The sequence below is a fragment of the Staphylococcus sp. NRL 16/872 genome (genome assembly GCF_022815905.2).
Taxonomy (GTDB): Bacteria; Bacillota; Bacilli; order Staphylococcales; family Staphylococcaceae; genus Staphylococcus.
In genome coordinates this window covers 358,795-382,693 of the sequence record NZ_CP119327.1, presented here as the reverse complement: position 1 = coordinate 382,693, position 23,899 = coordinate 358,795, and the positions used below count along the sequence as shown (strand labels likewise).

The window sequence follows — 23,899 nt, the reverse complement described above, 5'->3', positions numbered from 1 at the left end:
TTTAAATTTTTTAAATATAAAAAAGAGATAAATGCATCATCATTAATTTAATGTGCACTTATCTCGTTCTTATTTTTATGAAAATAAATTTATTCTATTCTGCTTCTCTGATTTCAGCATCTACATCTGCATAATCAATTTCTGTGTCTGTAAATGTTTTATTATTAATTGGGAAATGTTGTTCGAAAGTTTCAAAGTTTTGAATTTCGACCTTAACATCATCCACTTCAAAATCTAAGACATGTCCACCAAAGTTACGATCATCATTTGCAAAGTGGATATGGAATCCTGCAGAACCAATACCATGGAATAATTCTGGTGTGAAGAAACCAATAATTGTACCTTTGATATCTTCACGTGTCTCTTCAGGTTGACGACGTGCAGAATCAATTAAGCGTGTATAAGGTGGTTCTTGCTTAGGCATCATACGTACATGCATTTTTTTAAATGTACCACTAATTTTTACAGCTGAGAATAAATTATCACTCATCATATGCTCTTTGACTTCATTTAATACATTTTCAGAGTCTTTATCTGCTGTTTGATAAGAATGATCCGCTTCGAAACGTGTAATTGTAGCGTAAGGTGTCATTTCGTCACCATTTAGTTTTTTAAATTCTTTGTGTTCATTCGCATGAAACGCTTCGCCATTAAGGAAGATAACTTCGCCATTAGAACCTGTTAACGTAGCTAGTCCTGAATCACCATGTTCTAATAACTCGTCAATTGTAGCAGTACCTTCTAATAATCCTGCCATCAATGTACCTAATGTCCCGTGTTGATATAATACATGACTCATATTATTATTCACTCCCATTGATTTGTTTGCTTAAAATTAGTTTAAAGAATCTGGTAATACATTTGTAGATAACTTAATGTTATCTTTGTAGTTTACTGGAATATCGATTAATACTGGACCTTCTGTTTCATATCCTTCTTTAAGCGCAGCTTCAAGTTCTTCTTGGCTTCTTACGCGAAGACCTTTAGCACCAAATGATTCAGCATATTTCACATAATCAACTGGTCCAAATTCAACACCAGATGAACGGTTGTATTTCATTTCTTCTTGGAATTCTACCATATTATATTTACCATCATTCCAAATTAATTGGATGATGTTTAATTTTTTACGGACAGCTGTTTCAAGATCTTGACCAGAGAATAAGAAACCACCGTCACCAGCTACTGATACAACTTGTGTATTAGGACGTACTAAAGCAGCTGCGATTGCCCATGGTAACGCTACACCTAGTGTTTGCATACCATTACTAAATAGTAAGTGTCTAGGATTGTAACTTCTAAATTTACGAGCCATCCAAATGTAATGACTACCTACGTCTACAGTAACAGTAGTATCATCAGTTAAAGTGTTTTGCATTGTTTCAATAATTTCTAATGGGTGCATTACGCCATCTTCATGTGTATATTTAATTCCAGTTGTTTCAATAATATTAGCTCTTAATTGCTCTAAATCATCTAAATGTTTTTGATCAATAATTGTGCCATCAATATGTTCTGATAATAATTGAATTGTACCAGCAATGTTACCTACTAATTCTTTTTTAGGACGTAAGTAATTAGTAATCTCTGCTTGAACTTCATCAATAACGATAATTTCTGTATCTAATTCTTTGTTCCAGTTACTTGCTTCATATTCAATTGGGTCATAACCAATCGTTACTACTAAATCAGCTTTTCTTAATAATTCGTCACCTACTTGGTTACGGAATAAACCAACACGACCAAAGAAGTGGTTCTCTAATTCACGGTTAAGTACACCAGCGCCTTGGAATGTTTCTACTACTGGTAAGTTTGTTTTTTGAACTAATTGACGAATTGCTTCAGTTTCTTTCTCACTTGAACTTCTCATACCTGCAAGTAATACAGGGAATTTAGCTTCTTTAATATCGTTAATAACTTCTTTAATATCTTCTGTTGATGGTACGCCTAAACGTGGTTGTTGACATAAATCAATAGCTTTAGATTGTACAGGAGCTGAAATAACGTCTTGTGGAATACTGATGAAGCTTGCACCATTTTTACCTGAAGTAGCAGTACGAATGGCATTTGTCATAACTTCAGATAATGATTCAGGATCTTGAACTTCTGCGCTGTATTTAGTAGATGATTTCAATAACGAAACATTATCTACCGCTTGGTGCGTTTGACGTAATAAGTCATTACGTTTAACTTGACCACCAATTGCTAAAACAGGGTCACCTTCTGACGTTGCAGTTAATAATCCAGTTGTTAAGTTACTTACCCCGGGACCACTTGTTACTAAAGCCACACCTGGATTACCTGTAATACGTCCTACACCTTGTGCCATCATAGCAGCATTTTGTTCGTGACGCGTTACGATAAGTTCTGGGCCATCATCTTCTAAAGCGTCAAATAGATAATCAATTTTTGCTCCAGGAATTCCAAACACATAATCTACGTTATTATTTTTCAAAGTATCAATGACCATATCCGCAGCAGAATAATTTTTTTTAGTCATTTACATTCATATCCTTTCAAACAATCTTTTAGTTTTATATAAAAAAGAAGCCACATACACATGTCTATTTTTTAAGGGAAAAAGAGGGAAAGACTTAGTCACATGTTTATTGCGGCTTCTTTATATGTTAAGTTACTTCATTATTTCAATGTTGCATTGTAATCTCAGTTAAATAAGCATATACAAATGTGAGATGGGAGTCTTCTATTTTATATGTCATTCTTGTGTAAACAATTCACTTCTACATAGTGACTATTGCTTATTACAACCTTTAGGGGAATGATTGTAAAACACATGGATAGAAACATTTGAATATGATGTAACTTCATTACGTGTCTAATTATAGTATGCTTCTAAACATAAATAAAATACATATTCTTGATAGAAACTATTCCATTTTGGAATAGGTCAACTAACTTTAAACAATTAATGTGCATTTTTCTACTTTAAAAGGTCCAATCGCTTGACTTATCAACAATTATTATAGTGAGGTTAGAGATATTAATTTAACCTTTTATCTTTAAAGTGTATTTTAATACTTTTTCATTGTTTTTATTTTTTTCATATCTGATATAATCAAGTCTATCGTTTAAAATTTTCTTGTTAGGCTATTTCATTTCATCAAAAGTAAGAAAACTTTAAATTTTCTGAAATTTTAGACAAAATATTACTTTTTTGTGCTATGATAATAAATGTTAATTAGCAAACAAGTTATTAAATAGAGAAAACAAAATATTCAGTGGAGGTTCATCATCATGGCCAGTATTTTTAAAAATTTTACCCGAAAAGAAGATCCCACTATCTATCAAAATAAAGATGGACACTTAAAACGTACTTTACGTGCTCGAGATTTTCTTGCATTAGGTGTAGGTACAATTGTATCAACAGCTATTTTCACATTACCAGGAGTTGTAGCTGCTGAACATGCAGGTCCTGCAGTAGCATTATCATTCTTATTAGCTGCAATTGTGGCAGGTTTAGTAGCTTTTTCATATGCAGAAATGGCGTCAACTATGCCATTTGCTGGTTCGGCATATTCTTGGATTAACGTATTATTTGGAGAGTTCGCTGGATGGGTAGCCGGATGGGCACTTCTTGCCGAGTACTTCATTGCCGTCGCCTTTGTAGCTTCCGGTTTTTCCGCAAACTTGCGTGGACTTATTTCACCATTAGGTATTGTCTTACCTAAATCATTGTCCAATCCTTTTGGTGCTGATGGAGGCGTGATTGATATTATCGCGGCACTCGTGATCATCGTCACAGCTATTATTTTATCTCGTGGTGTGACTGAGGCGGCACGTGTGGAAAACGTCTTAGTTATTTTAAAAGTATTTGCGATTATTTTATTCGTTATAGTAGGTTTAACAGCTATTCAAGCGTCTAACTATGTACCATTTATTCCTGAACATAAAGTGACTGAAAACGGTGACTTTGGTGGATGGCAAGGTATTTATGCTGGGGTATCAATGATTTTCTTAGCATATATCGGCTTTGACTCAATCGCTGCAAACTCTGCAGAAGCTATCAATCCTGAGAAAACAATGCCTCGCGGTATCTTAGGTTCTTTAGCAGTTGCGATTGTATTATTCGTAGCAGTAGCATTAGTATTAGTAGGTATGTTCCATTATTCTAAATATGCAGGTAACGCTGAACCTGTAGGTTGGGCATTACGTCAAAGTGGACATGGTATTATCGCAGCAGTTATCCAAGCGATTTCAGTCATTGGTATGTTTACTGCCTTAATCGGTATGATGTTAGCTGGTTCACGTTTACTTTACTCATTCGGACGTGACGGACTATTACCATCTTGGTTATCAAAATTAAACCACAAACATTTACCAAATAGAGCTCTATTAATTTTAACAATTATTGGGGTGTTAATTGGTTCAATGTTCCCATTCGCATTCTTAGCGCAATTAATTTCAGCGGGTACGTTAGTAGCTTTCATGTTCGTATCACTTGCAATGTATAGCTTAAGAAAACGTGAAGGTAAAGATTTACCAGTACCAGCGTTTAAAGTACCAGGTTTCCCAGTATTACCAGTTATCACATTTATTCTTGTTTTACTTGTGTTCTGGGGCTTAAGCTTTGATGCTAAGCTTTATACTTTAATTTGGTTCCTTGTGGGTATTGTTATTTACACATTCTATGGTGTAAGACACTCTAAGAAAAATGACGAAAAAGATTACGTTGTACCTAAAGACTAAATATTATTCTAAAAAGGTAGGCATCTCGCCTACCTTTTAATTTATCGACAAAGTATTTAAAATTATAAAGACTGATAGAAAACCTTTCTCAATCGAGGAAATGAAATGCGTAACGACGATCATTTTTCTTGTATAAAGGAGCACCTGAGCTAAAGCTCATGTGTAAGTACCACTAACTTCTAAAGAAGAAGTGGTGCTTTAAGGCACGCATAAGGTGACGATGAGTGAAAGGGGTTGCCTACATTCTGAAAAAGCCTATCTCTAATTCCGAGATAGGCTTTTTAATATCAATGGCAGGCTTACCAACCTTGACCTTCGATACTATAGTTATCTAGTTGTCCTTTTTCCAATGCTTGTAGTGCATCTTCTATAACATCTAAAGCGTGATCAAGTTGTTCATACGTAATAACTAATGGCGGTTGGAAGCGTAGGACGTTCCCTGCTACTGCGATAATTACGACGCCATGATCAAAACAGTAATTGCAAATCTTCAATGCTTCATTAGAGGCTCTCGTCTTCGTTTGTTTATCTGACACAATATCAATACCAATTGATAAACCTATGCCTCGTACATCGCCTACGTATTGATATTTCTCTACCCATTGATCCATGCGCTGACGTACGTGGTATCCCTTTTCAGAACTAGCAGTTAATAACTCATCTTCTTCAATCATCTCTAGCGTAGCTAAAGCCGCTTCACAACTTACTGGGTTTGCACCGGTTGTAAACAGATGTGCTGGTGCTTCTAAACTATCGATAATTTCTTTACGTCCAACAATGGCTGACATCGGTAAACCCCCAGCTAGTGACTTGCCAAACGTAATTAAATCTGGCGTAAAGTTGAAATGCTCTACCGAACTCCAAGTACCCGTACGACCAAGCCCCTGTTGGATGTCGTCTACCGCAAGTAAAATACCATGTTCGTGACACAAAGCCTCAAGTGCTTCAAAATAACCTTCTACCGGTTCTAGTAAGCCTCCGTCACCTTGAATGGTTTCAACCACGATACACGCCACTTCTTCAGCTGGCACATATTTCGCAAACATTTCTTTAAGCGGTGCGAGATATTCTTCGACCGTATTCGTAGCTGGTCGTTCATACATCCCTCTATATTTATCTGGAAAAGGAATATGGTAAAAGCCATTCAGCAATGGGCCATAGTGTTTACGCATATTCAAACTAATCGCCGACATAGAGAGGGAACCAAACGTTGACCCATGATACGCATTCGTAAAACTAATGATATAAGGACGACCGGTATAGGCACGTGCAAATTTAATAATCCCATCATTGGCATCCGAGCCACTCAACCCAAATGTGACACGCTTTTCATAATCCCCTGGCGCAATCTCGCATAACTTTTTAGATAACTTCACTGCTGGTTCATGGTACATATAAGCAGGAGTATAATGAATAAATTTCTCTGCCTGTTTCTTAATCGCATCAGTGACGCGTTTTGGTGCATGACCCACATTTTGAGAACTTGCACTCGAAAGCAAATCAATATATTCTTTCCCATCCACGTCCACTAATGTTGCTCCGTATCCATGATCAATAGCTAATGGGTAATATTTTATTCTCCCAGATGCTGCAAAATATCGCCCGTCTTCTTTAATTAGTTCCTCTGCCTTACTCATGATTGCTCATCCTCCCACAACGTGCCTTCCCTTATATTTTTTATTTCTGAAAAGTTTTGGCCTTCGCAATAAACTTTATTTAATGATAGTAATCAATATCTTACTAATAATAGTCAGATTTGTAAATATATTCTGAATATTTAAAATAATAAAAACTTAACATTAGTAAATATAAAAAAGAAGCAGGATAGAAATTAAAATAATTTCGTCGTCCTGCTCCGGTAAAGATAATTAATATTAAAAAAGGGCTTAATATAAGCGTATTTTCAATTCAACTGGCTACTGCCAAAATATTTATTGAAGACGAGGCATGTATTTTGTTTCGACTTCTTTCTAATTACTTTCGTATGGGATAACATCATCACCATATTCTTTTTTAATATAGTCTTTAATTTCTTTAGATTGCATTACTTTTAATAGTTCTTGGAACTTTTTGTCCTTTTTATGACCTTCTTGCACGGCGATGATATTGGCAAACGGTGATGATTTACCTTCTATTACAATGGCATCTTTAGAAGGTTTCAAACCATTATCTATTGCATAGTTTGAATTCATTATGACAGCTGCACCTTCCCCATTTTTATATGTTTTAGGTAAAAATTCTGCCCCTTGTTGATGATTAAATTTCAAGTTCTTTTTATTTTCAGCAATATCTTCAAATTTTGCATCTTCAATTTTGATGCCTTTTTTAAGTTTAATTAATCCTTCATCAACAAAGAAAGATAAAAATCGACCTTCTTCTGCTGGATTATTAGATACATAAATAGTAGAACCTTCTGGAATATCTTTTAAATGTTTATATTTTTTACTGTACACTCCCATTGGTGTTGTAAACACTTTGCCTAACTCTTCAATTTTATAACCATGACTTTTCTTTTCAGCTTTCAAATAAGGGACATGTTGGAAGAAGTTAGCATCTACGTCGCCTTTATCCAATAGTTTATTCGGCACTTTATAATCATTCACTTCTTTTACTTCTAAATCATAACCTTTTTTCTTTAATTGATCTTTAGCTTTTTTTAAGACGTCTCCATGTGGTGCAGGTGATGCTGCAACAGTAATTTTTTTATTATCCTCTTTATCTTTGCCACAACCTGCTAAAACTATAATTAATACTAAAATACTGATAACACTCAACCATTTTTTCAAGAATACCGACACCTCTCTTTAAGAATGCTTCAATTACGCTCCAACTCTTAAATACTTATAAGACATAAAAAAATACTTTCTATTGCCTAAGAGAAAGTACAGATACACTTTCTCTTATCTCTTAAAGTAAGTCCTACTTTATGTGAATTAGCACTATGTCATTGAATGACGTTTGCCGGGTTTCATAGGGCACATCCCTCCACCACTCTTGATAAGAGTTTTCATGTTTTATTGAATTGATATTATATTAGCACTAGACATAGATAGAAGCAATATAATTTTTAGAATATTCTAATTTCTTTAGATGTGTAGTTTCTTTCATGGAGGGAATAATATTCAAAACGAATTCGAAGGATGACTCATTATGCTACGCTACGCCTACCACTTACTTAGTGCTTTATTCATCAGTATTATTTTGCTAATGACTATGACAGTTATGGATGTCTTAGCACAATCGACTCATTTAACATTATTGCTAATTAATATTGATTTTCTTGTAGATCCTAGTAAAACACCATTAATTCTCGAATTGTTGATTCACGTATTTATTGGTTTTATCATTTATATTATTTTCTTTGCGATTTATCATATTTCTAAACCGTTTTATAAAATCAGTTACTTCTTATTGTTCATTGTTTTTGCAGCATTATATCCCCTATTAATTGTTATGGCTCAACGCTCATTTTTCCATTTTAGTTGGGGAGAATATGGTTTATGGATGATGGCGCACTTGATTTTTATAATGTTAATGGCTTTTGCAATTTCTTACTTTTCAAAAAAGAGATTTTAAAACCTAGACATGAAAATCTTAAAAAAATCTTTACTATCATTAACTTATATTTACAAACTATGCTTTCTTTAACTTAGATTAAAAATTCAATAATGTTTACTTTAAATCCCTATTCAACTGTTATTTCAGTGCTACACTAAAGTTGTAATTGATAATAAATGAAATGGGGTTTTCATTGTGAGGAAGGTCTCTCTAATTGTATCAACTGTTTTAACAAGTACAGTTTTATTAACTGTAACAAATCCATCTCATGCATCTGCTACAGAATTTGTAACGCAAGATAATGCTCAACAAGTTGCAACAATGGCGATGTCAAACAGTGGAGGCAACCCTGATTTACAAAACTTCAAAAAAGCAGTAGATAAGGGCGATTACTTTGAAATCATCAGTCAAAATAAATTAAATGCTGGGAACGGGGTTTACAAAGTCTATAAAACTGGTGAAGTAGAATATAAAAATGATAAATACAGTCAATTTAATAAACTTCAAGATGGAGAAACACATGCTGAACACGGTATAGCTAAAGCAGCTGAGATTGAACCTCAACATAAAGAAGAATCAAAAATCGCTTCAGTAGATTGCGCACGCGAACTTAATACGTACTATGTAGGTAATGTAGATTCTTCAGAAGTCCCTTCCACTAAAAAAGTAAATAAACACAAATCAAAGCAACATGACTCACACAAATCTTTACCTCAAACGGGTGAAGCATCACATGAACAATCCAGTCAATTATTCGGCGGTTTATTCCTTTTATTAGGAAGCGCCTTAATGATAAATAGAACAAATAAAAAAGTTTCATAATATACAAAGTGCGCCTTTCAACAATTTGAGTTGAAAGGCGTTAGTTTATGACGATTTTTTGAAAAGTATAGTCTAAAGCCCTTACAAATGAATAGACAAAATAGTAACGGGTATCTTCTTAATGTATAAATGGAATTCATCGCATAGTCACATAACTTAGATCGTGAATTCTTTAAGGAGGAATCGAATTATGAAATATGTAGTTGTTGGTACTTCACATGCAGGATATGAAGTAATTGAAACACTTTTAAAAGAAGATTCAAATGCTGAAATTGAAGTATTCGAAAGTGGAGACAAACCTTCTTTCTTATCTTGTGGTATTCAAAGTTATTTAGAAGATGTGGCGCCATCACTTGATTCATTACACTATGCTTCCGAAAAATCTTATAAAGATCAAGGCGTAAATATTCACACAAATAGCACTGTTACTGATTTAGATACTGATAAAAAAGTGATTACAGTAGAACAAAATGGCCAATCAAATGAAGTTTCATATGACAAATTATTCCTAAGCCCAGGTGGTAAACCTGTCACACCACCTGTAGAAGGCATTGATAAATATAATAATGTCTTCTTTATGCGTGGTCGTGAGTGGGCAGATAAAATTAAACAACGCATGCCTCAAGCTAAAAAAGCTGTGGTAGTAGGCGGTGGCTACATTGGCATTGAAGCTGCTGAAGCTTTTGCTAAAGCTGGTATAGAAACTACAATTGTTGATATTGCTGACAGAATTTTAAGCACTTATCTTGATAAAGAATTCACTGATATTCTAGAGGGAAATTCTGAAAAACATGGTCTTTACTTTAAAGGTGGCGAAACTGTTCAATCACTTTCAGGAGATAACGACAGCAATGTTACTAAAGTTGTAACTGATAAAACTGAATACGAAGCAGATACAGTCTTATTCGCAGTTGGTGTAGCACCTGCTACTGAATGGCTAGATGGCAAAATTGATTTAGGCAAAAAAGGTATTATTAACATCGATCATCAACAACGAACTTCTGCAAAAGACGTATATGCAGGTGGGGATGCAACACTTATTCCATTTGCACCGATTGAAGAAGATCGCTATATTGCCCTAGCAACTAATTCACGTCGACAAGGTGTAGTAGCAGCTAAAAATATGGCTGGCAAAGATATGACAATGCCACGCGTTTCAGGTACATCTGGATTACAATTATTTGATTATAAATTTGGTCAAACAGGTGTACATGGTTCTGAAGCAGATAGCTATGACGGCAGTCTAGGCCAAAAATATGTCGAAGAACTTATTCATCCTAAATTTAGACAAGACGATACAACTATTCACATGAAAGTGATTTACGATGAAGATAGCCATAAAATTTTAGGTGGACAAGTGATGTCTACTGAAAATGTAACTGATGCTATCAATGTAATCTCTGTAGCGATATCAGCTGGTTTTACTTTAGAACAGTTAGCGGTTCAAGATTTCTTCTTCCAACCTGATTATGATCGTCCATGGCATTATCTCAATGTACTGGCACAACAAGCATTAGACGATACATTTGGAAGCGATAAAATGTTATTCTAATTCATTTAAATAGATGAAATACACTCAGTGAGACGTCATATTGACATTTCACTGAGTTTTTCAATAAAAAAAGTCATCTTAGTGTCCAATACTTAATGTATTAGAACTAAGATGACTTTATATGTATAAGTAGGCTCTCATTATTTAGAATAGTAAGCGATTTGTAAGGTTTAATAATATCCTAAATAAGAGAACCTAGCTTGCATCTAGAATAGCATATTTTCAGTAAAAATATTCAACCACATTAAAGTTTATGAAATAAATTAGTACAATTTATGAAACTATAAACTGTTAATTAAGAATTTTCAATAAATATGAGCTATTTAACTTGAGAATGTAATTGATTTTTATCATAATAAATATGAAAGTTAATTAAAGGAGTGGAAAGAGTAATGAACAAAGAACAATTAGAAAAAGTATCTAAAGGAAAAGGGTTTATCGCGGCGCTAGACCAAAGTGGCGGTAGTACTCCTAAAGCTTTAAAAGAATATGGTGTCAATGAAGATCAATACAGCAACGATGATGAAATGTTCCAACTTGTACACGATATGCGTACTAGAGTTGTTACTTCTCCTTCATTCTCTGCAGATAAAATTTTAGGTGCGATTCTTTTCGAACAAACTATGGATCGTGAAGTTGAAGGCAAATATACTGGTGACTACTTAACTGATAAAGGCGTTGTTCCTTTCTTAAAAGTAGACAAAGGTTTAGCTGAGCAACAAAACGGTGTTCAATTAATGAAACCTATCAATGATTTAGATGAGACTTTAGATCGCGCGGTTGAACGTCACATCTTCGGCACAAAAATGCGTTCTAATATCTTAGAATTAAACGAACAAGGTATTAAAGACGTGGTTGAACAACAATTTGAAATCGCTGAAAAAATCATTGCTAAAGGTTTAGTACCAATCATCGAACCTGAAGTTAATATTAATGCTAAAGACAAAGCTCAAATTGAAGAAGTATTAAAAGAGGAACTTAAAAAAGGTTTAGATGCTTTAAACGAAGATCAATTAGTAATGTTAAAATTAACAATCCCAACTAAAGCTAACTTATACAAAGAATTAGCAGATCATCCAAATGTTGTACGTGTGGTTGTATTATCAGGCGGTTACAGCAGAGACGAAGCTAACAAATTATTAAAAGATAACGACGAATTAATCGCAAGCTTCTCACGTGCATTAGCAAGTGACTTACGCGCTAGCCAATCACAAGAAGAATTTGATAAAGCATTAGGCGAAGCAGTAGACTCAATCTACGACGCATCAGTAAATAAAAACTAAGGTGCGAAGAAAAGCGCTTAGGTCGCGAGCAATAACTAGCTATGAGCAAAAATCGTTCTTTGATTTTAGCGATTAGCGTATTATTGTCGAACGACCTGCTTTTCGTAGCCCGTTTATCACAAGGTGCGAAAGTGAGCGGTTAGGTTTTGAGCAGAATCGAAAAGTGAGCAAAACTGTTCTTCAAGTTTTGTCGAGCTTTGAGTATTTCTGCCGAAAAACTTGCTCACTGTAGCCCGTTTATCACAAGGTGCGAAAGTGAGCGGTTAGGTTTTGAGCAGAATCGAAAAGTGAGCAAAACTGTTCTTCAAGTTTTGTCGAGCTTTGAGTATTTCTGCCGAAAAACTTGCTCACTGTAGCCCGTTTATCACAAGGTGCGAAAGTGAGTGGTTAGATTGCGAACAATTACTAGCATCAAGCGAAAACTGTTCTTTAGTTTTAGCGCGATGCGTATTATTGCTGAGCAATCTGCTCACTGTAGCCCGTTTATCATTCCGGCGAAGTTCAATTATAACTCCGCTCGAAATTAAGTAAATGCCGACTGGTTCAATTGGACCAGCCGGCATTTTAAATATCTATTTCTATATATCTCCGAAGAATTATTTATAAATTTTTTCTAATTTTTCTTTAGTTTCTTCAATTAATGCATCTAATTCTTTTTTCTTTTCTTCATCTTGCATTGCACTTTGGCTAGCCTTCATAAAGCCATGGAAGACTTCTTGTAATTGCTCACGAGATGCTTTCATTTGTTCGAAATCTACATTTTTGAATTTTTCTAAGCGTTGTGTAAATTCGTTTTGGTCAACATTCTCTTCTAAAAATTGTTTACCTTCATCTGTAATAGTATAGATTTTTTTGTTACCTTCTTTTGAAATTGATACAAATTCTCTGTCTTCTAACATTTGTAGAATTGGATAAACTGAACCTGGACTTGGTGAATAAAACCCTTTAAAACGTTCTTCTAAATCTTTAATAATTTGATAACCATGGCGTGATTCTTCTTCTAACATTTTTAAAATAACAAATTGTAAATTTCCTTTTTTGAAGAATCTGTCACGTCCGCCACCACGGCGTCCACCGAAACCACCAAATCCTTCAAAACCTCTAGGTCCTTTACCTCCATCAAATTGTTCAAATCGTTGCATACCTTGTCTCATATCTTGCATATGTCTTCTAAACATCATATTAATCACCTTTTCTTAAATTATTATTTAATTACTTTTTCGATATATCGCTATAATAAACGATATATCGTTATGTGTAAAGCGATATATCGTAATAATTTCAATAAAAATAAATACTGCTCCAACAAACCTTGTCAGAACAGTATTTCAACAATCACTATTTTTTATTTTTAATCCTCACTACACATGAATTAATACTTTTCCAAATTTACCTCCAGTTACGACAGGTACGTTATCGCCATATTTATCTCGTAAATATTGTTCAACACTTGCAAATTGTTGTTCATCTAGTTCAACTTCAACCTCTTTTAACCAGTTTGGCAATTGCTGCATAACGTCATCAATCGATTTGTCATTATGTTGTGTATGACGTTCAATTAATGTTTCATACGTATAATCATTGAAATACAGTAATTGAAGTAAGTAATACATATCTGCAGTCATTTCCTGACTTTCTATTCCTAAAAATGCTACAACTTCATCAACGATAGAATTCTCTTTAGGTCCTGCGATTAAACTTACATAAACATATTTCTGAGCAATATCGATTGCTTTCTCAATCGTTTTCCACGTCGTTACTGCTGGGCACATTGAGGCAAATACTAAGTCATGATTGCCTATGTTTTCTACACTCATATCCTCAAATGATTGATTTACCGTTGCTACTTCTACACCGTAGTGTTGTGCATTATCTTTCAACATATCATGTAATATAGGCGATGGTTCTAAGCTTGTAACTTTAGCGCCTTTTTTTGCAAATGGAATACTAAACACGCCAGATGCCGCGCCTACATCTAATATACTTAAATTACTAAATGAATCTGTTTGTTTCTCGACCCAGTCCATAATACGTTTGGTACGTTTCTGGCTTTCTTCAGTAAATGAATTTTTATTAAAGTTTTCAGCCCACTTTTCAAATTCAGGTGCATGCGGATCCCCTAAACCTGCACGTTTCATTCTTTTATCTTGAGTGTTTTCATCATTCTTCCAAGCTTCTTCCCAGAATTGGTTGCTAAAAATATCTTTTGGCATGAGGAAACTCCTTTGTCAGTTTATATATGTCTATCTTACACTCCCATTTATCATACATAAACTCATAGGCTTGCTATTGAAAAAAGCTTTTAATCACTCAAGAGTAGGACAACACCTCTCTCTTAAAAGTGATTAAAAGCTTAGTTTTTATTACACGATATCTAATAAAATTTTACAATTATAATTCTTCGCCATTTGACTCAATAACTTTACGATACCAGTCAAATGAATCTTTCTTCGTACGTTTTAATGAGCCATTACCTTCATTGTCACGATCAACATGAATTAAACCATAACGTTTTTTCATTTCACCAGTTGTGAATGACACAATATCAATAATACCCCATGGTGTGTAACCCATTAATTCAACGCCATCTTTATCTACGGCATCAATGGTTGCTTCAATATGTTCACGTAAATACTCGATACGGTAATCATCATGGATGTTGCCATGCTCATCAAACTCATCTACTGCTCCAAATCCATTTTCAACAATAAATAAAGGAATTTGATAACGATTATATAAAGCATTCAATGTATAACGTAAACCAACTGGGTCAATTGCCCAACCCCAATCACTCTTCTTAATATAAGGATTGTCGACTGAATTTGGTAAACCACCATTAACGATATTATCTTCAACACTTGCTTCGTTATCATGTTTAACGACGGTAGACATATAATAACTGAAACCGATGTAATCCACTTTACCCTCATGTAAAATTTCATCATCGCCATCTTGCCAGCCAATGTTGAAGCCTTCACGTTCAAACATCTTCTTAGCATAACCTGGGTAATAACCACGCGCTTGGACATCCGGGAAGAAGAAACGCATACGACTCGCTACTTCAGACTCCATAATATCTTGAGGATTACAGCTATATGGATAGATTGGCACGTGAGAAATCATAGCCCCGATTTCAAATTCTGGATTAATTTCTTTCCCAATTTTAACCGCTTTAGCACTAGCAATTAATTCATTATGCGCTACTTGGTATAACACTTCTTCTCGATGATCATCTTCAGATAGGGACACACCTGAATTAGTCCATAAGAAGATAGGGTTATTAATATCCATTTGGTTATTAATTTCATTAAATGTCATCCAATATTTCACTTTATCTTTGTAATGTTTAAATACAGTTTCTGCAAAATGGGCAAAGAAGTCTGCTACTTTACGATTTCTAAAACCACCATATTCGCGAGCTAAATGTAACGGCATTTCAAAATGTGAAAGTGTAATAACAGGTTGAATATCATATTTTAATAATTCATCAAATAAGTCATCATAGAATTTTAAACCTTCTTCATTCGGTTCAGTTTCATCGCCATTTGGGAAAATGCGTGTCCAAGCAATTGATGTTCTTAAACATTTTAAGCCCATTTCGCTAAATAGTTTCACATCGTCTTTATAACGATTATAGAAATCAATTCCTACGTGGTTAGGATAATATTTACCAGGTTCCACGTCTTGCGTAATTTCACGTGCCTTACCATGGGCACCTGCCGTCATCACATCAATAACACTTAAACCTTTACCACCTTGATCATAACCACCTTCAAATTGGTTTGCTGCTAAAGCGCCACCCCATAGAAAATCTTTTGGTAATTTAGACATCATTAAAACCCCTCTATTTTTTCTTTAAATATATCAAATAAGTAGGGAATATAGTAACGATTGCTAATTTAAACTCTTATATAAATAACTAATTAAAAGTTGAAATGGAAGTTTTAATTAATGAAGTAAATTAGAGTAAGTTTTAAAATTTATATTCGTAGCATTGAAGGTATATTCCTAAGAAAATACATGCATAAGAATCCTAATGATGAACTACAAATGTTGCGTGACTCTAGACGTTTTTTATATTGAACACAAGTGAACTTGTGTAAGGCGTTCTAAGATAGATTATGAAGTGTAGTTGTGGAGACTCCTAGTGGAAAAGAAAGAGCCTCAAGACTACAGGCTTGAGCCTTTCCCACAGGAAAGCGCAACAACTTAAACGAGTGAACATCTATCTTAGAATGCCTTTATAAGTCTACACATTGAAAAAGTATTGAATATAAAATTAGCCACCCCATATAAATTACGGAGTGGCTAGTTTTATATTAATTTTCGTCATAAAACCCTAATTGAAGATCTCTAGAAGTTTGACGACGTGTTCTTCTCATTAATTCAACATCATCAATTAATGATTCACCATATGATGGAATCATTTCTTTAATTTTCGCGTTCCATTCACCAATTTGCTCTGGGAAGTTCTTTTCAAGTACTTCTAACGCTACTGATACTGATGTAGAAGCCCCTGGTGATTCACCAAGTAAAGCAATTACAGAATGGTCTTCAGAATTAACCACTTCTGTACCGAATTGGATAAATCCTTTACCTTCTTTTTCAGTATCTTTAATAACTTGTACACGTTTACCTGCAGTGTATAATTCCCAATCTTCATCACGAGCTTCAGGATAGAACGTACGTAAGTGGTTCATACATCCTTCTTTAGTCATGATGATTTGATCAAATGAATATTTAAGTAATGGCAAGTTTTTAACAGCTGCAGCTAACATAGTTGTAATATTGTAAGGTTTAACAGATTTGAATAAATCTAAGTTTGAACCATTTTTAAGGAATTTAGGACCTACATTCGCGAATGGTCCAAATAATAAAGTTCTTTCCCCTTCAATATAACGTGCATCTAAGTGTGGTACAGTCATTGGTGGTGTGCCTGGTGGCTCTTTACCGTAAACTTTTGAATCGTGTTGTTCAATTACTTGTGGGTTAGTACAAGCTAAGAATTGTCCTGTAATTGGGAAACCACCTAAATGTTTACTTTCAGGGATGCCTGTTTTTTGTAATAAAGGAATTGCGGCACCGCCAGCACCGATAAATACATAATCTGCTTCTTCTTCGAATACGTTACCAGTTCTACGGTCTTTAATTTTAACTGACCATTTACCATTAGATAAACGTTCAAAGTCCAATACTTGATGACTGTATTTAACTTCAACATTATCGTCTTCCTCTAAGTGTTTCGACATTTTACGAGTTAATTCACCGAAGTTAACGTCAGTACCTTCGTCGATTTTACTAGCAGCCATTTTGCCATCATCAACACGGCCTTTCATCATTAATGGAATCCATTTTCTCATTACTTCGATGTCTTCAGTATATTCGATGTTATCGAACATTGGCGCTTCTTTCATCGCTTCGTAGCGTTTTTTCAAGAATTTTTTATTATTGACACCTCTAACAAAACTAATATGAGGTAGAGGATTAATAAATTCTCTTGGGTTCTCAATATGTCCTGCTTTTACTAAGTGACCCCAGAATTGTTTAGAAATCTCGAATTCTTCGTTGATTTCTTTCGCTTTTTCGATATCAATTGAGCCATCTGGTTGTTGTACAGTATAGTTCAATTCACACAATGCAGCATGACCAGTTCCAGCATTATGACGTTCATTAGAACTTTCAAGACCTGGTCGATCCATGCGTTCATATAGCTTGATGTTCCAATTAGGTTCAAGCTCGTTTAACATTGAACCAAATGTTGTACTTAAAACACCAGCACCAATTAAAATCACACTTTTTGATTCTGTCATGGTTGTACACCTCTTCAAAGTTATTTAATTAACAATTTAATAAATATTACTTACTCTCCCTTTATTTTAGTAACATTTAATTGCAAGAATTGTTTGTTAAGTCTTTCACTATTATGTTAAAACAAATATAGTAAATTGTAAATCTAATAAACTTAAATAAAATTATAATCTAATATATTCTTGATTTAATATATTTGTTTTCAATTCAATCCACAAAAATAAGACGTCTAATTGCCTCAATGACAATTAAACGTCTTTATTCCATCATTTTATAGTTTTGGTTGTAAGAACTTTTCAATATAAAATGCTGATTCTTCAATAGATTTATATTCCGTATTAATCACAGTTGCATTTAACTTTTTAAATACTTCTTCCGCATACGCAAGTTCTTTCTTAATACGATCGAGATTGTTATATCTTGATTCACTGGATAACCCTAATGTTTCTGCACGATTTTTACGAATATTCGCAATGTACTGCGGACTTGCTGTTAAACCAAATACTTTCAGTCCTTTTTGCTTAAACACGTTGTCTGGAATACTAATTTCCGGAACCAATGGAATATTCGCAATCTTGTAGCCTTTGTTCGCTAAATACATACTTAATGGCGTTTTAGACGTACGAGATACGCCCACAATTAACGCATCCGCTTCACCTATATCTGTAAAATGTTTACCATCATCGTATTTAACTGAATACTCAATGGCTTCAATACGTTTGAAATATTCTTCATTGAGTTTACGCAAAGCGCCACTTTCCATTAGCGGTTCATGCTTAGTAACCTTTTCAATAATACTAATTAAATCTGACATGTAATCGACGTATGGAATTTCATGTTCACGTGCGAATTCATGACCTAATGTATTAAAAGATTCACTTACAAGTGTTGTTGCAACAATCGCATGTTGGTCGTGTGCTAAATTTAAAATATTTAAGAACTCTTCTTCATCTTTAATATAAGGAAATTTCTTGATTTCGACATCTGTCAAATCTGGAAATTGCGTTAAAGTTGCATGAATCATACGTTGTGCTGTTTCACCAATAGAATCAGATACTATAAATAACTTTAAAATTTGTTCATTAGATTGCGTTTCGTTCACGTTATTACTCGCTTTCCTCCACTTGACTCTGAGCTGTCGCTAATATTGCACCTGGTACACGGAATGGTGAACATGATACATAATCGATAGCCAATTGATTGAAGCGACGAATCGACTTCGCATCGCCACCTAATTCACCACACACTCCAATTTTAATATCAGGATTTACTTTCTTCGCTTGTTCGACTGCAATTTCGATTAATTTTCCAACACCGTCTTTATCCAATGTTTGGAATGGGTCAAGTTTCAATATATTACTTTCAGTATACACATTTATGAATTTACCTGCATCATCTCTAGAGAAACCATATGTCAATTGTGTTAAATCGTTCGTACCGAAACTGAAGAAGTCACAATGTTGAGCTAATTCATCTGCCACTAAGCATGCACGTGGTGTTTCGATCATTGTTCCGATTAAGTAATCGACTTTATCGCCTTTCTCTTCTTCCAACTTCTCAATTGTTTTTACAAGTTTATCTTTTAATGTTGTAAACTCTTCCACTGTTGATACTAATGGAATCATGATTTCAGGTTTACATGTTATACCCTCTTTTTTAAGTTTTAAGACACTACCCATAATCGCTTCAACTTGCATTTCATATAATTCTGGATATGTGATAGCAAGACGACAGCCTCGATGACCTAACATTGGGTTCACTTCATGCAAGTCTACGATACGCTTATTCAATGTTTCTTTAGAAATATCGAGTTGTTGTGCTACATTTTCAATATCTTCATCCGAATTTGGTAAAAATTCATGTAACGGTGGATCAAGTAAACGCACAATCGTAGGACGCTCTCCTGATAATTTAAATATCGCTTCAAAGTCTTCAATTTGATATTTGCGAATATTATTCAATGCTTCTACACGTTGTTCGTATGAAGATGATAGGATAAAGCGACGCATTTCAACAAGACGTTCAGCACCAAAGAACATATGCTCAGTTCGCACTAAACCAATACCTTTCGCATTAAAGTTGTATCCTGCTCCAATGTCTTGAGGTGTTTCAGCATTCATACGCACATCTAAGCGTGCAACGTCTTCAGACCATTTCATGAAGCTTGCAAATTCTTCACTGTGCTCTGCACTTACTGTTTTGATTTCACCTTGATAGATATCGCCGTTAGCGCCGTCGACTGAAATCGTATCGCCTTCATGTAATTCGCCACCATCATAATAAACCGTCTTAGCTACTGTATTGATTTCTAAATTAGAACATCCTGTAACACAACATTTACCCATACCACGTGCTACCACCGCTGCATGAGATGTCATACCACCATGCGTTGTCACAATCGCTTCACTTGCCACCATACCTTCGATATCTTCTGGTGATGTTTCTGGACGCATTAAGATGACTTTCTTGCCTGCGTCTGCTTGTGCCTTAGCATCTTCAGCTGAGAAGACAATTTGTCCTGTTGCTGCACCTGGACTTGCTGGTAATCCCATTTTCGAAATAGCCGTCGCTTTTTTTAAAGATTTTTCATCAAAATTAGGATGCAATAACTGATCGATAGATTTCGCTTCTACTTTCGTTACCGCTTCTTCTTTAGTAAGTAAGCCCTCTTCTACTAAATCAACAGCAATTTTAATCGCAGCACGGGCTGTGCGTTTACCATTACGTGTTTGTAATAAATATAATTTGCCATTTTCAATCGTAAATTCGATATCTTGCATATCTTTATAATGTTCTTCTAATTGTTTCGTCACATCTACGAATTCTTGATGCACCTCTGGCATTTGGTCATGTAATGTTGAAATGTCTTTAGGCGTACGAATACCCGCTACCACATCTTCCCCTTGGGCATTTAATAAGTATTCACCAAATAATTTATTCTCACCACTTACTGGATTACGCGTGAAGGCTACCCCAGTACCACTATTGTCTCCACTATTACCAAAGACCATCTCTTGGATGTTTACGGCAGTACCGATATCGTGTGGAATGTCATTTAAATCACGGTAGATACGTGCACGGTCGTTATCCCAAGATTTAAATACAGCTTCCACAGCTTCTTCCAATTGTTTTAAAGGTTCTTGTGGGAAAGGTTTATACACTTCTTCAACATAAATTTCTTTAAAACGTTCACAAATTTCTTGTAAACCATCTGCAGTAATTGCAGCATCATTCTCAAAGTTATGACGTTGTTTATAATCTTCAAAGTATGTATCAAATGCTTGCATAGGCACGTTATATACAACTTCACCAAACATTTGTAATAAACGTCTGTAACAGTCATATGCGAAACGTGCGTCGCCTGTTTTCTCAGCTAATTTCTTCACGTTATCATCATTTAATCCTAAGTTAAGAATCGTATCCATCATACCAGGCATTGAAATTTTCGCCCCACTACGTACAGATACTAATAATAAATTGCTATCTGAAGAGAATGATTTACCTGTTCTCTCTGAAAATGCCGCAAGATGATCAATCAATTGCGTTTTAACATCTGTCGATAATGATTGACCTTGGCGTAAATATTCAATACACGCTTCCGTTGTAATTGTAAAACCATCAGGTACGGGTAAACCTAAACGTTTCATTTCAGAAAGGTTAGCACCTTTACCTCCAAGTAAATCTTTCATCGATTTTTGTCCTTCATCAAAAGCATATATATATTTAGTCATATATGTCACCTCAATTAATTATTATGTCATACTAATCAATTTAGAGTATGTCATATAATTAATCAAAATACAAATAAAACTACAATTATTCAGCAATGGTTTACAAAAAAGACACAATTAATGCTATATAAGAACAAACTTATTTTTTAACGTTCAACTGTTATTTCGCGCTTAATTGTGTCATACTATTTCTTAACATTAATTTATTCTAAACTATATTTTTCAAAATTAAAAACACTCCTATGATTATTCATAGAAGTGTTTTGTCAATTTAGTTTAGTATTTTTATAAGTTTGATAACTGATAGAGCAGTAATTTTAATGAATTTAAATGCTCAAACCCTTAAGTAAGTAATTCTAAGATGAACTACGAATGACGTTGCGCGACTCTTGGCGATCTTTATATTGAACACAAGTGCGAATGCACTTGTGTAAGGCGTTCTAAGATAGATAACGAAACGTAGTTGAGTGCGGGGCCCCAGCAAAGAGACTTTTGCATAGAAAGTCTACAAACAAAGCAAGCTGGGGGAGGAACTTAAGTGTTTACACACTTAAGTAAGTAGTTCTAATGATTAAAATCAAAGAACTACTTTACAAGATCGCGACTCGACCCAGCCCCCCTAGGCAAGCATCTCAACTAAAGTGAGTGAACATCTATCTAAGAATGTCTTTACATGACTACAGGCTTGAGTCTTTCCCGCAAGAAAGCGTCGCAACAAAATGAGTGCCATCCATCTAAGAGCTGCTTTAGAGACAGCACCCCCTGGAACGCGAAACAACTTAAACGAGTAAATATCTATCTAAGAACTACTTTTAAAAAAAGGCTAAACTGATCTATTCACCATGTTCTGCGCGATATTTCTCAACTTCTGCATCACGTAATTCTACACGACGAATCTTACCTGAATTTGTCTTTGGTAAATCTTCCACAAACTCAATAGCACGTGGATATTTATAAGGTGCTACTTCTTGTTTCGCAAACGTTTGTAATTCTTTCACTAACGCATCATCGCCAGTATAACCATCTTGTAAAATAATAAATGCTTTTACAATATTACCGCGAATAGCATGAGGACTTGCCACAACAGCACATTCTTTGACAGCAGGATGATTTGTTAATGCATCTTCTACCTCAAACGGTCCAATGGTATAGCCTGAACTAATGATGATATCGTCACGACGACCCTCAAACCAGAAATAACCATCCTCATCAATACGAGCTAAATCCCCTGTAATATAGTAGTCTCCAGCTTGTGCTGCTTTGGTACGTTCTTCATCTTTATAATATCCTTTGAAAAGTCCTGGGAAATCTAGTGGCAATGCAATATTACCTTTCACATTAGTATCCACTTTATTACCATCGTCATCTACTACAGTCACGTGACTTCCTGGAATTTCTTTCCCCATTGAGCCTGGACGTGGGTCAGTATCTTTTAAGAAACCAATAAGTAACGTACTTTCCGTTTGACCGTAACCATCACGTACCGTTAAGTTAAAGTTTTTACGGAATTGTTCTACGACTTCACGATTTAAAGGTTCGCCAGCTGACACAGCACTATGTAAATGTTCTATATTATAATCTTGTAAATTATTTAACTTCGCCATCATACGATATTCTGTTGGCGTACAGCATAACACATTAATTTTAAAATTTTGTAATAATTCTAAGTAACGAGATGGATTGAACTTTCCATTATAAACGAAAGCAGTAGCACCTGAACCCATAATAGATAAGAAAGGACTCCATACCCATTTTTGCCAACCTGGTGCTGCAGTTGCCCATACTAAGTCGTCTTCTTTAATACATAGCCAATGTTCTGGCGCCATTTTCATATGCGCGTAACCCCAACCATGAGAATGTGTTACCGCTTTTGGATTACCAGTCGTACCAGAAGTGTACGATAATATAGCAATGTCATCTCTAGTCGTGTCAGCCATATCTAATGACGTACTTTGGCCTTCTTTTTCATCTTCAATACTAATCCAATCCGTTTCTTGTCCGTCTACAATAAATTTAGTTAAATTATCATATTCTTTAATATTTTTAAATTCTTTGACGAAATCTGCCTTAGCAATTACAGCATTAATTTCCCCGTGTGTAATACGATATTGTAAATCTTTCGTTCTTAACATTTCAGAACTTGGAATAATCGCAATGCCCAATTTTAAAGCTGCGATGTAAAGTTCATACGTCATAATTGAACGTGGCATCATAATTAATACTTTATCGCCCTTTTTTAACCCATGATTTAAAAATACATGGCCTACTTTATTGGCATTATTGATTAATTCAGAATATGTAACGGTGATAGGTTCATCGTGTCCATTTTCATAAATCAGTGCTTTTTTAGTTGCATCTGAAGCGTGTTTCTCAATTTCAGAAACAATGTTATACGTTTCCGGTGCAAGTAAGTTTGAATTCTTCATATTAAACTTCCT

At 34.8% G+C, this 23,899-nt stretch carries 16 protein-coding genes and 1 riboswitch; of the genes, 5 read left to right on the top strand and 11 right to left on the bottom strand.

Annotated elements, in window-relative coordinates:
- Positions 1-94 precede the first annotated feature (94 nt).
- Together budA and alsS are read right to left on the bottom strand one after the other, a co-directional pair.
- Positions 95-799, bottom strand: a complete 705-nt coding sequence (budA, locus tag MT340_RS01775; RefSeq protein WP_243588513.1) for an acetolactate decarboxylase — start codon at positions 797-799, stop codon at positions 95-97.
- A gap of 36 nt (positions 800-835) precedes the next feature.
- Entirely contained in the window at positions 836-2,500 is a 1,665-nt protein-coding gene (alsS, locus tag MT340_RS01770; RefSeq protein ID WP_243588512.1) for an acetolactate synthase AlsS, read from the bottom strand.
- 755 nt (positions 2,501-3,255) lie between these two features.
- On the opposite strand from alsS, the gene MT340_RS01765 reads away from it, so the two are divergent.
- Positions 3,256-4,707 carry an APC family permease gene (locus MT340_RS01765; RefSeq protein ID WP_243588511.1) on the top strand — a complete coding sequence of 484 codons (1,452 nt, stop codon included), beginning with the start codon at positions 3,256-3,258 and terminating at the stop codon, positions 4,705-4,707.
- Positions 4,708-5,006: 299 nt separating this feature from the next.
- Here MT340_RS01765 and MT340_RS01760 read toward each other — a convergent pair whose 3' ends face one another.
- Positions 5,007-6,344, bottom strand: a complete 1,338-nt coding sequence (locus MT340_RS01760; protein WP_243588510.1) for an aspartate aminotransferase family protein — start codon at positions 6,342-6,344, stop codon at positions 5,007-5,009.
- A 333-nt stretch (positions 6,345-6,677) separates the two neighbouring features.
- Positions 6,678-7,493, bottom strand: a complete 816-nt coding sequence (locus MT340_RS01755) for a MetQ/NlpA family ABC transporter substrate-binding protein (protein ID WP_243603521.1) — start codon at positions 7,491-7,493, stop codon at positions 6,678-6,680.
- Positions 7,494-7,604: 111 nt separating this feature from the next.
- Positions 7,605-7,711: riboswitch (SAM riboswitch) on the bottom strand.
- Positions 7,712-7,857: 146 nt separating this feature from the next.
- On the opposite strand from MT340_RS01755, the gene MT340_RS01750 reads away from it, so the two are divergent.
- The 4 genes from MT340_RS01750 (at position 7,858) to MT340_RS01735 (ending at position 11,922) form a co-directional block, all read left to right on the top strand.
- Positions 7,858-8,283 (top strand): hypothetical protein, encoded by a 426-nt coding sequence (locus tag MT340_RS01750; RefSeq protein ID WP_243588509.1) that lies wholly within the window; start codon positions 7,858-7,860, stop codon positions 8,281-8,283.
- Between the two features lie 177 nt (positions 8,284-8,460).
- Positions 8,461-9,087 carry an LPXTG cell wall anchor domain-containing protein gene (locus MT340_RS01745; RefSeq protein WP_243603520.1) on the top strand — a complete coding sequence of 209 codons (627 nt, stop codon included), beginning with the start codon at positions 8,461-8,463 and terminating at the stop codon, positions 9,085-9,087.
- 190 nt (positions 9,088-9,277) lie between these two features.
- The gene (locus MT340_RS01740; RefSeq protein ID WP_243588507.1) at positions 9,278-10,639 is read left to right on the top strand and encodes an FAD-dependent oxidoreductase; all 1,362 of its coding nucleotides are present in this window, start codon (positions 9,278-9,280) and stop codon (positions 10,637-10,639) included.
- Between the two features lie 392 nt (positions 10,640-11,031).
- Positions 11,032-11,922 (top strand): fructose bisphosphate aldolase, encoded by an 891-nt coding sequence (locus MT340_RS01735; RefSeq protein ID WP_243588506.1) that lies wholly within the window; start codon positions 11,032-11,034, stop codon positions 11,920-11,922.
- A 596-nt stretch (positions 11,923-12,518) separates the two neighbouring features.
- On the opposite strand, the gene MT340_RS01730 is transcribed toward MT340_RS01735, so the two are convergent.
- From MT340_RS01730 to mbcS, 7 genes are all read right to left on the bottom strand, one after another.
- Positions 12,519-13,100: a PadR family transcriptional regulator gene (locus MT340_RS01730; RefSeq protein WP_243588505.1), complete on the bottom strand. Its 582-nt coding sequence runs from the start codon at positions 13,098-13,100 to the stop codon at positions 12,519-12,521.
- 183 nt (positions 13,101-13,283) lie between these two features.
- Positions 13,284-14,135 (bottom strand): class I SAM-dependent methyltransferase, encoded by an 852-nt coding sequence (locus MT340_RS01725; protein WP_243588504.1) that lies wholly within the window; start codon positions 14,133-14,135, stop codon positions 13,284-13,286.
- Between the two features lie 178 nt (positions 14,136-14,313).
- Positions 14,314-15,753, bottom strand: a complete 1,440-nt coding sequence (locus MT340_RS01720; RefSeq protein WP_243603519.1) for a 6-phospho-beta-glucosidase — start codon at positions 15,751-15,753, stop codon at positions 14,314-14,316.
- 488 nt (positions 15,754-16,241) lie between these two features.
- Positions 16,242-17,732 (bottom strand): L-lactate dehydrogenase (quinone), encoded by a 1,491-nt coding sequence (gene lqo / locus MT340_RS01715; protein ID WP_243603518.1) that lies wholly within the window; start codon positions 17,730-17,732, stop codon positions 16,242-16,244.
- Positions 17,733-18,001: 269 nt separating this feature from the next.
- A complete protein-coding gene (locus MT340_RS01710) occupies positions 18,002-18,832 on the bottom strand; it encodes a pyruvate, water dikinase regulatory protein (protein ID WP_243588503.1) in 831 nt (276 codons plus the stop codon).
- Positions 18,833-18,836: 4 nt separating this feature from the next.
- Positions 18,837-21,461, bottom strand: a complete 2,625-nt coding sequence (gene ppdK / locus MT340_RS01705; RefSeq protein WP_243588502.1) for a pyruvate, phosphate dikinase — start codon at positions 21,459-21,461, stop codon at positions 18,837-18,839.
- An 833-nt stretch (positions 21,462-22,294) separates the two neighbouring features.
- Positions 22,295-23,887 carry an acyl-CoA synthetase MbcS gene (gene mbcS / locus MT340_RS01700; protein WP_243588501.1) on the bottom strand — a complete coding sequence of 531 codons (1,593 nt, stop codon included), beginning with the start codon at positions 23,885-23,887 and terminating at the stop codon, positions 22,295-22,297.
- Positions 23,888-23,899: the final 12 nt, after the last annotated feature.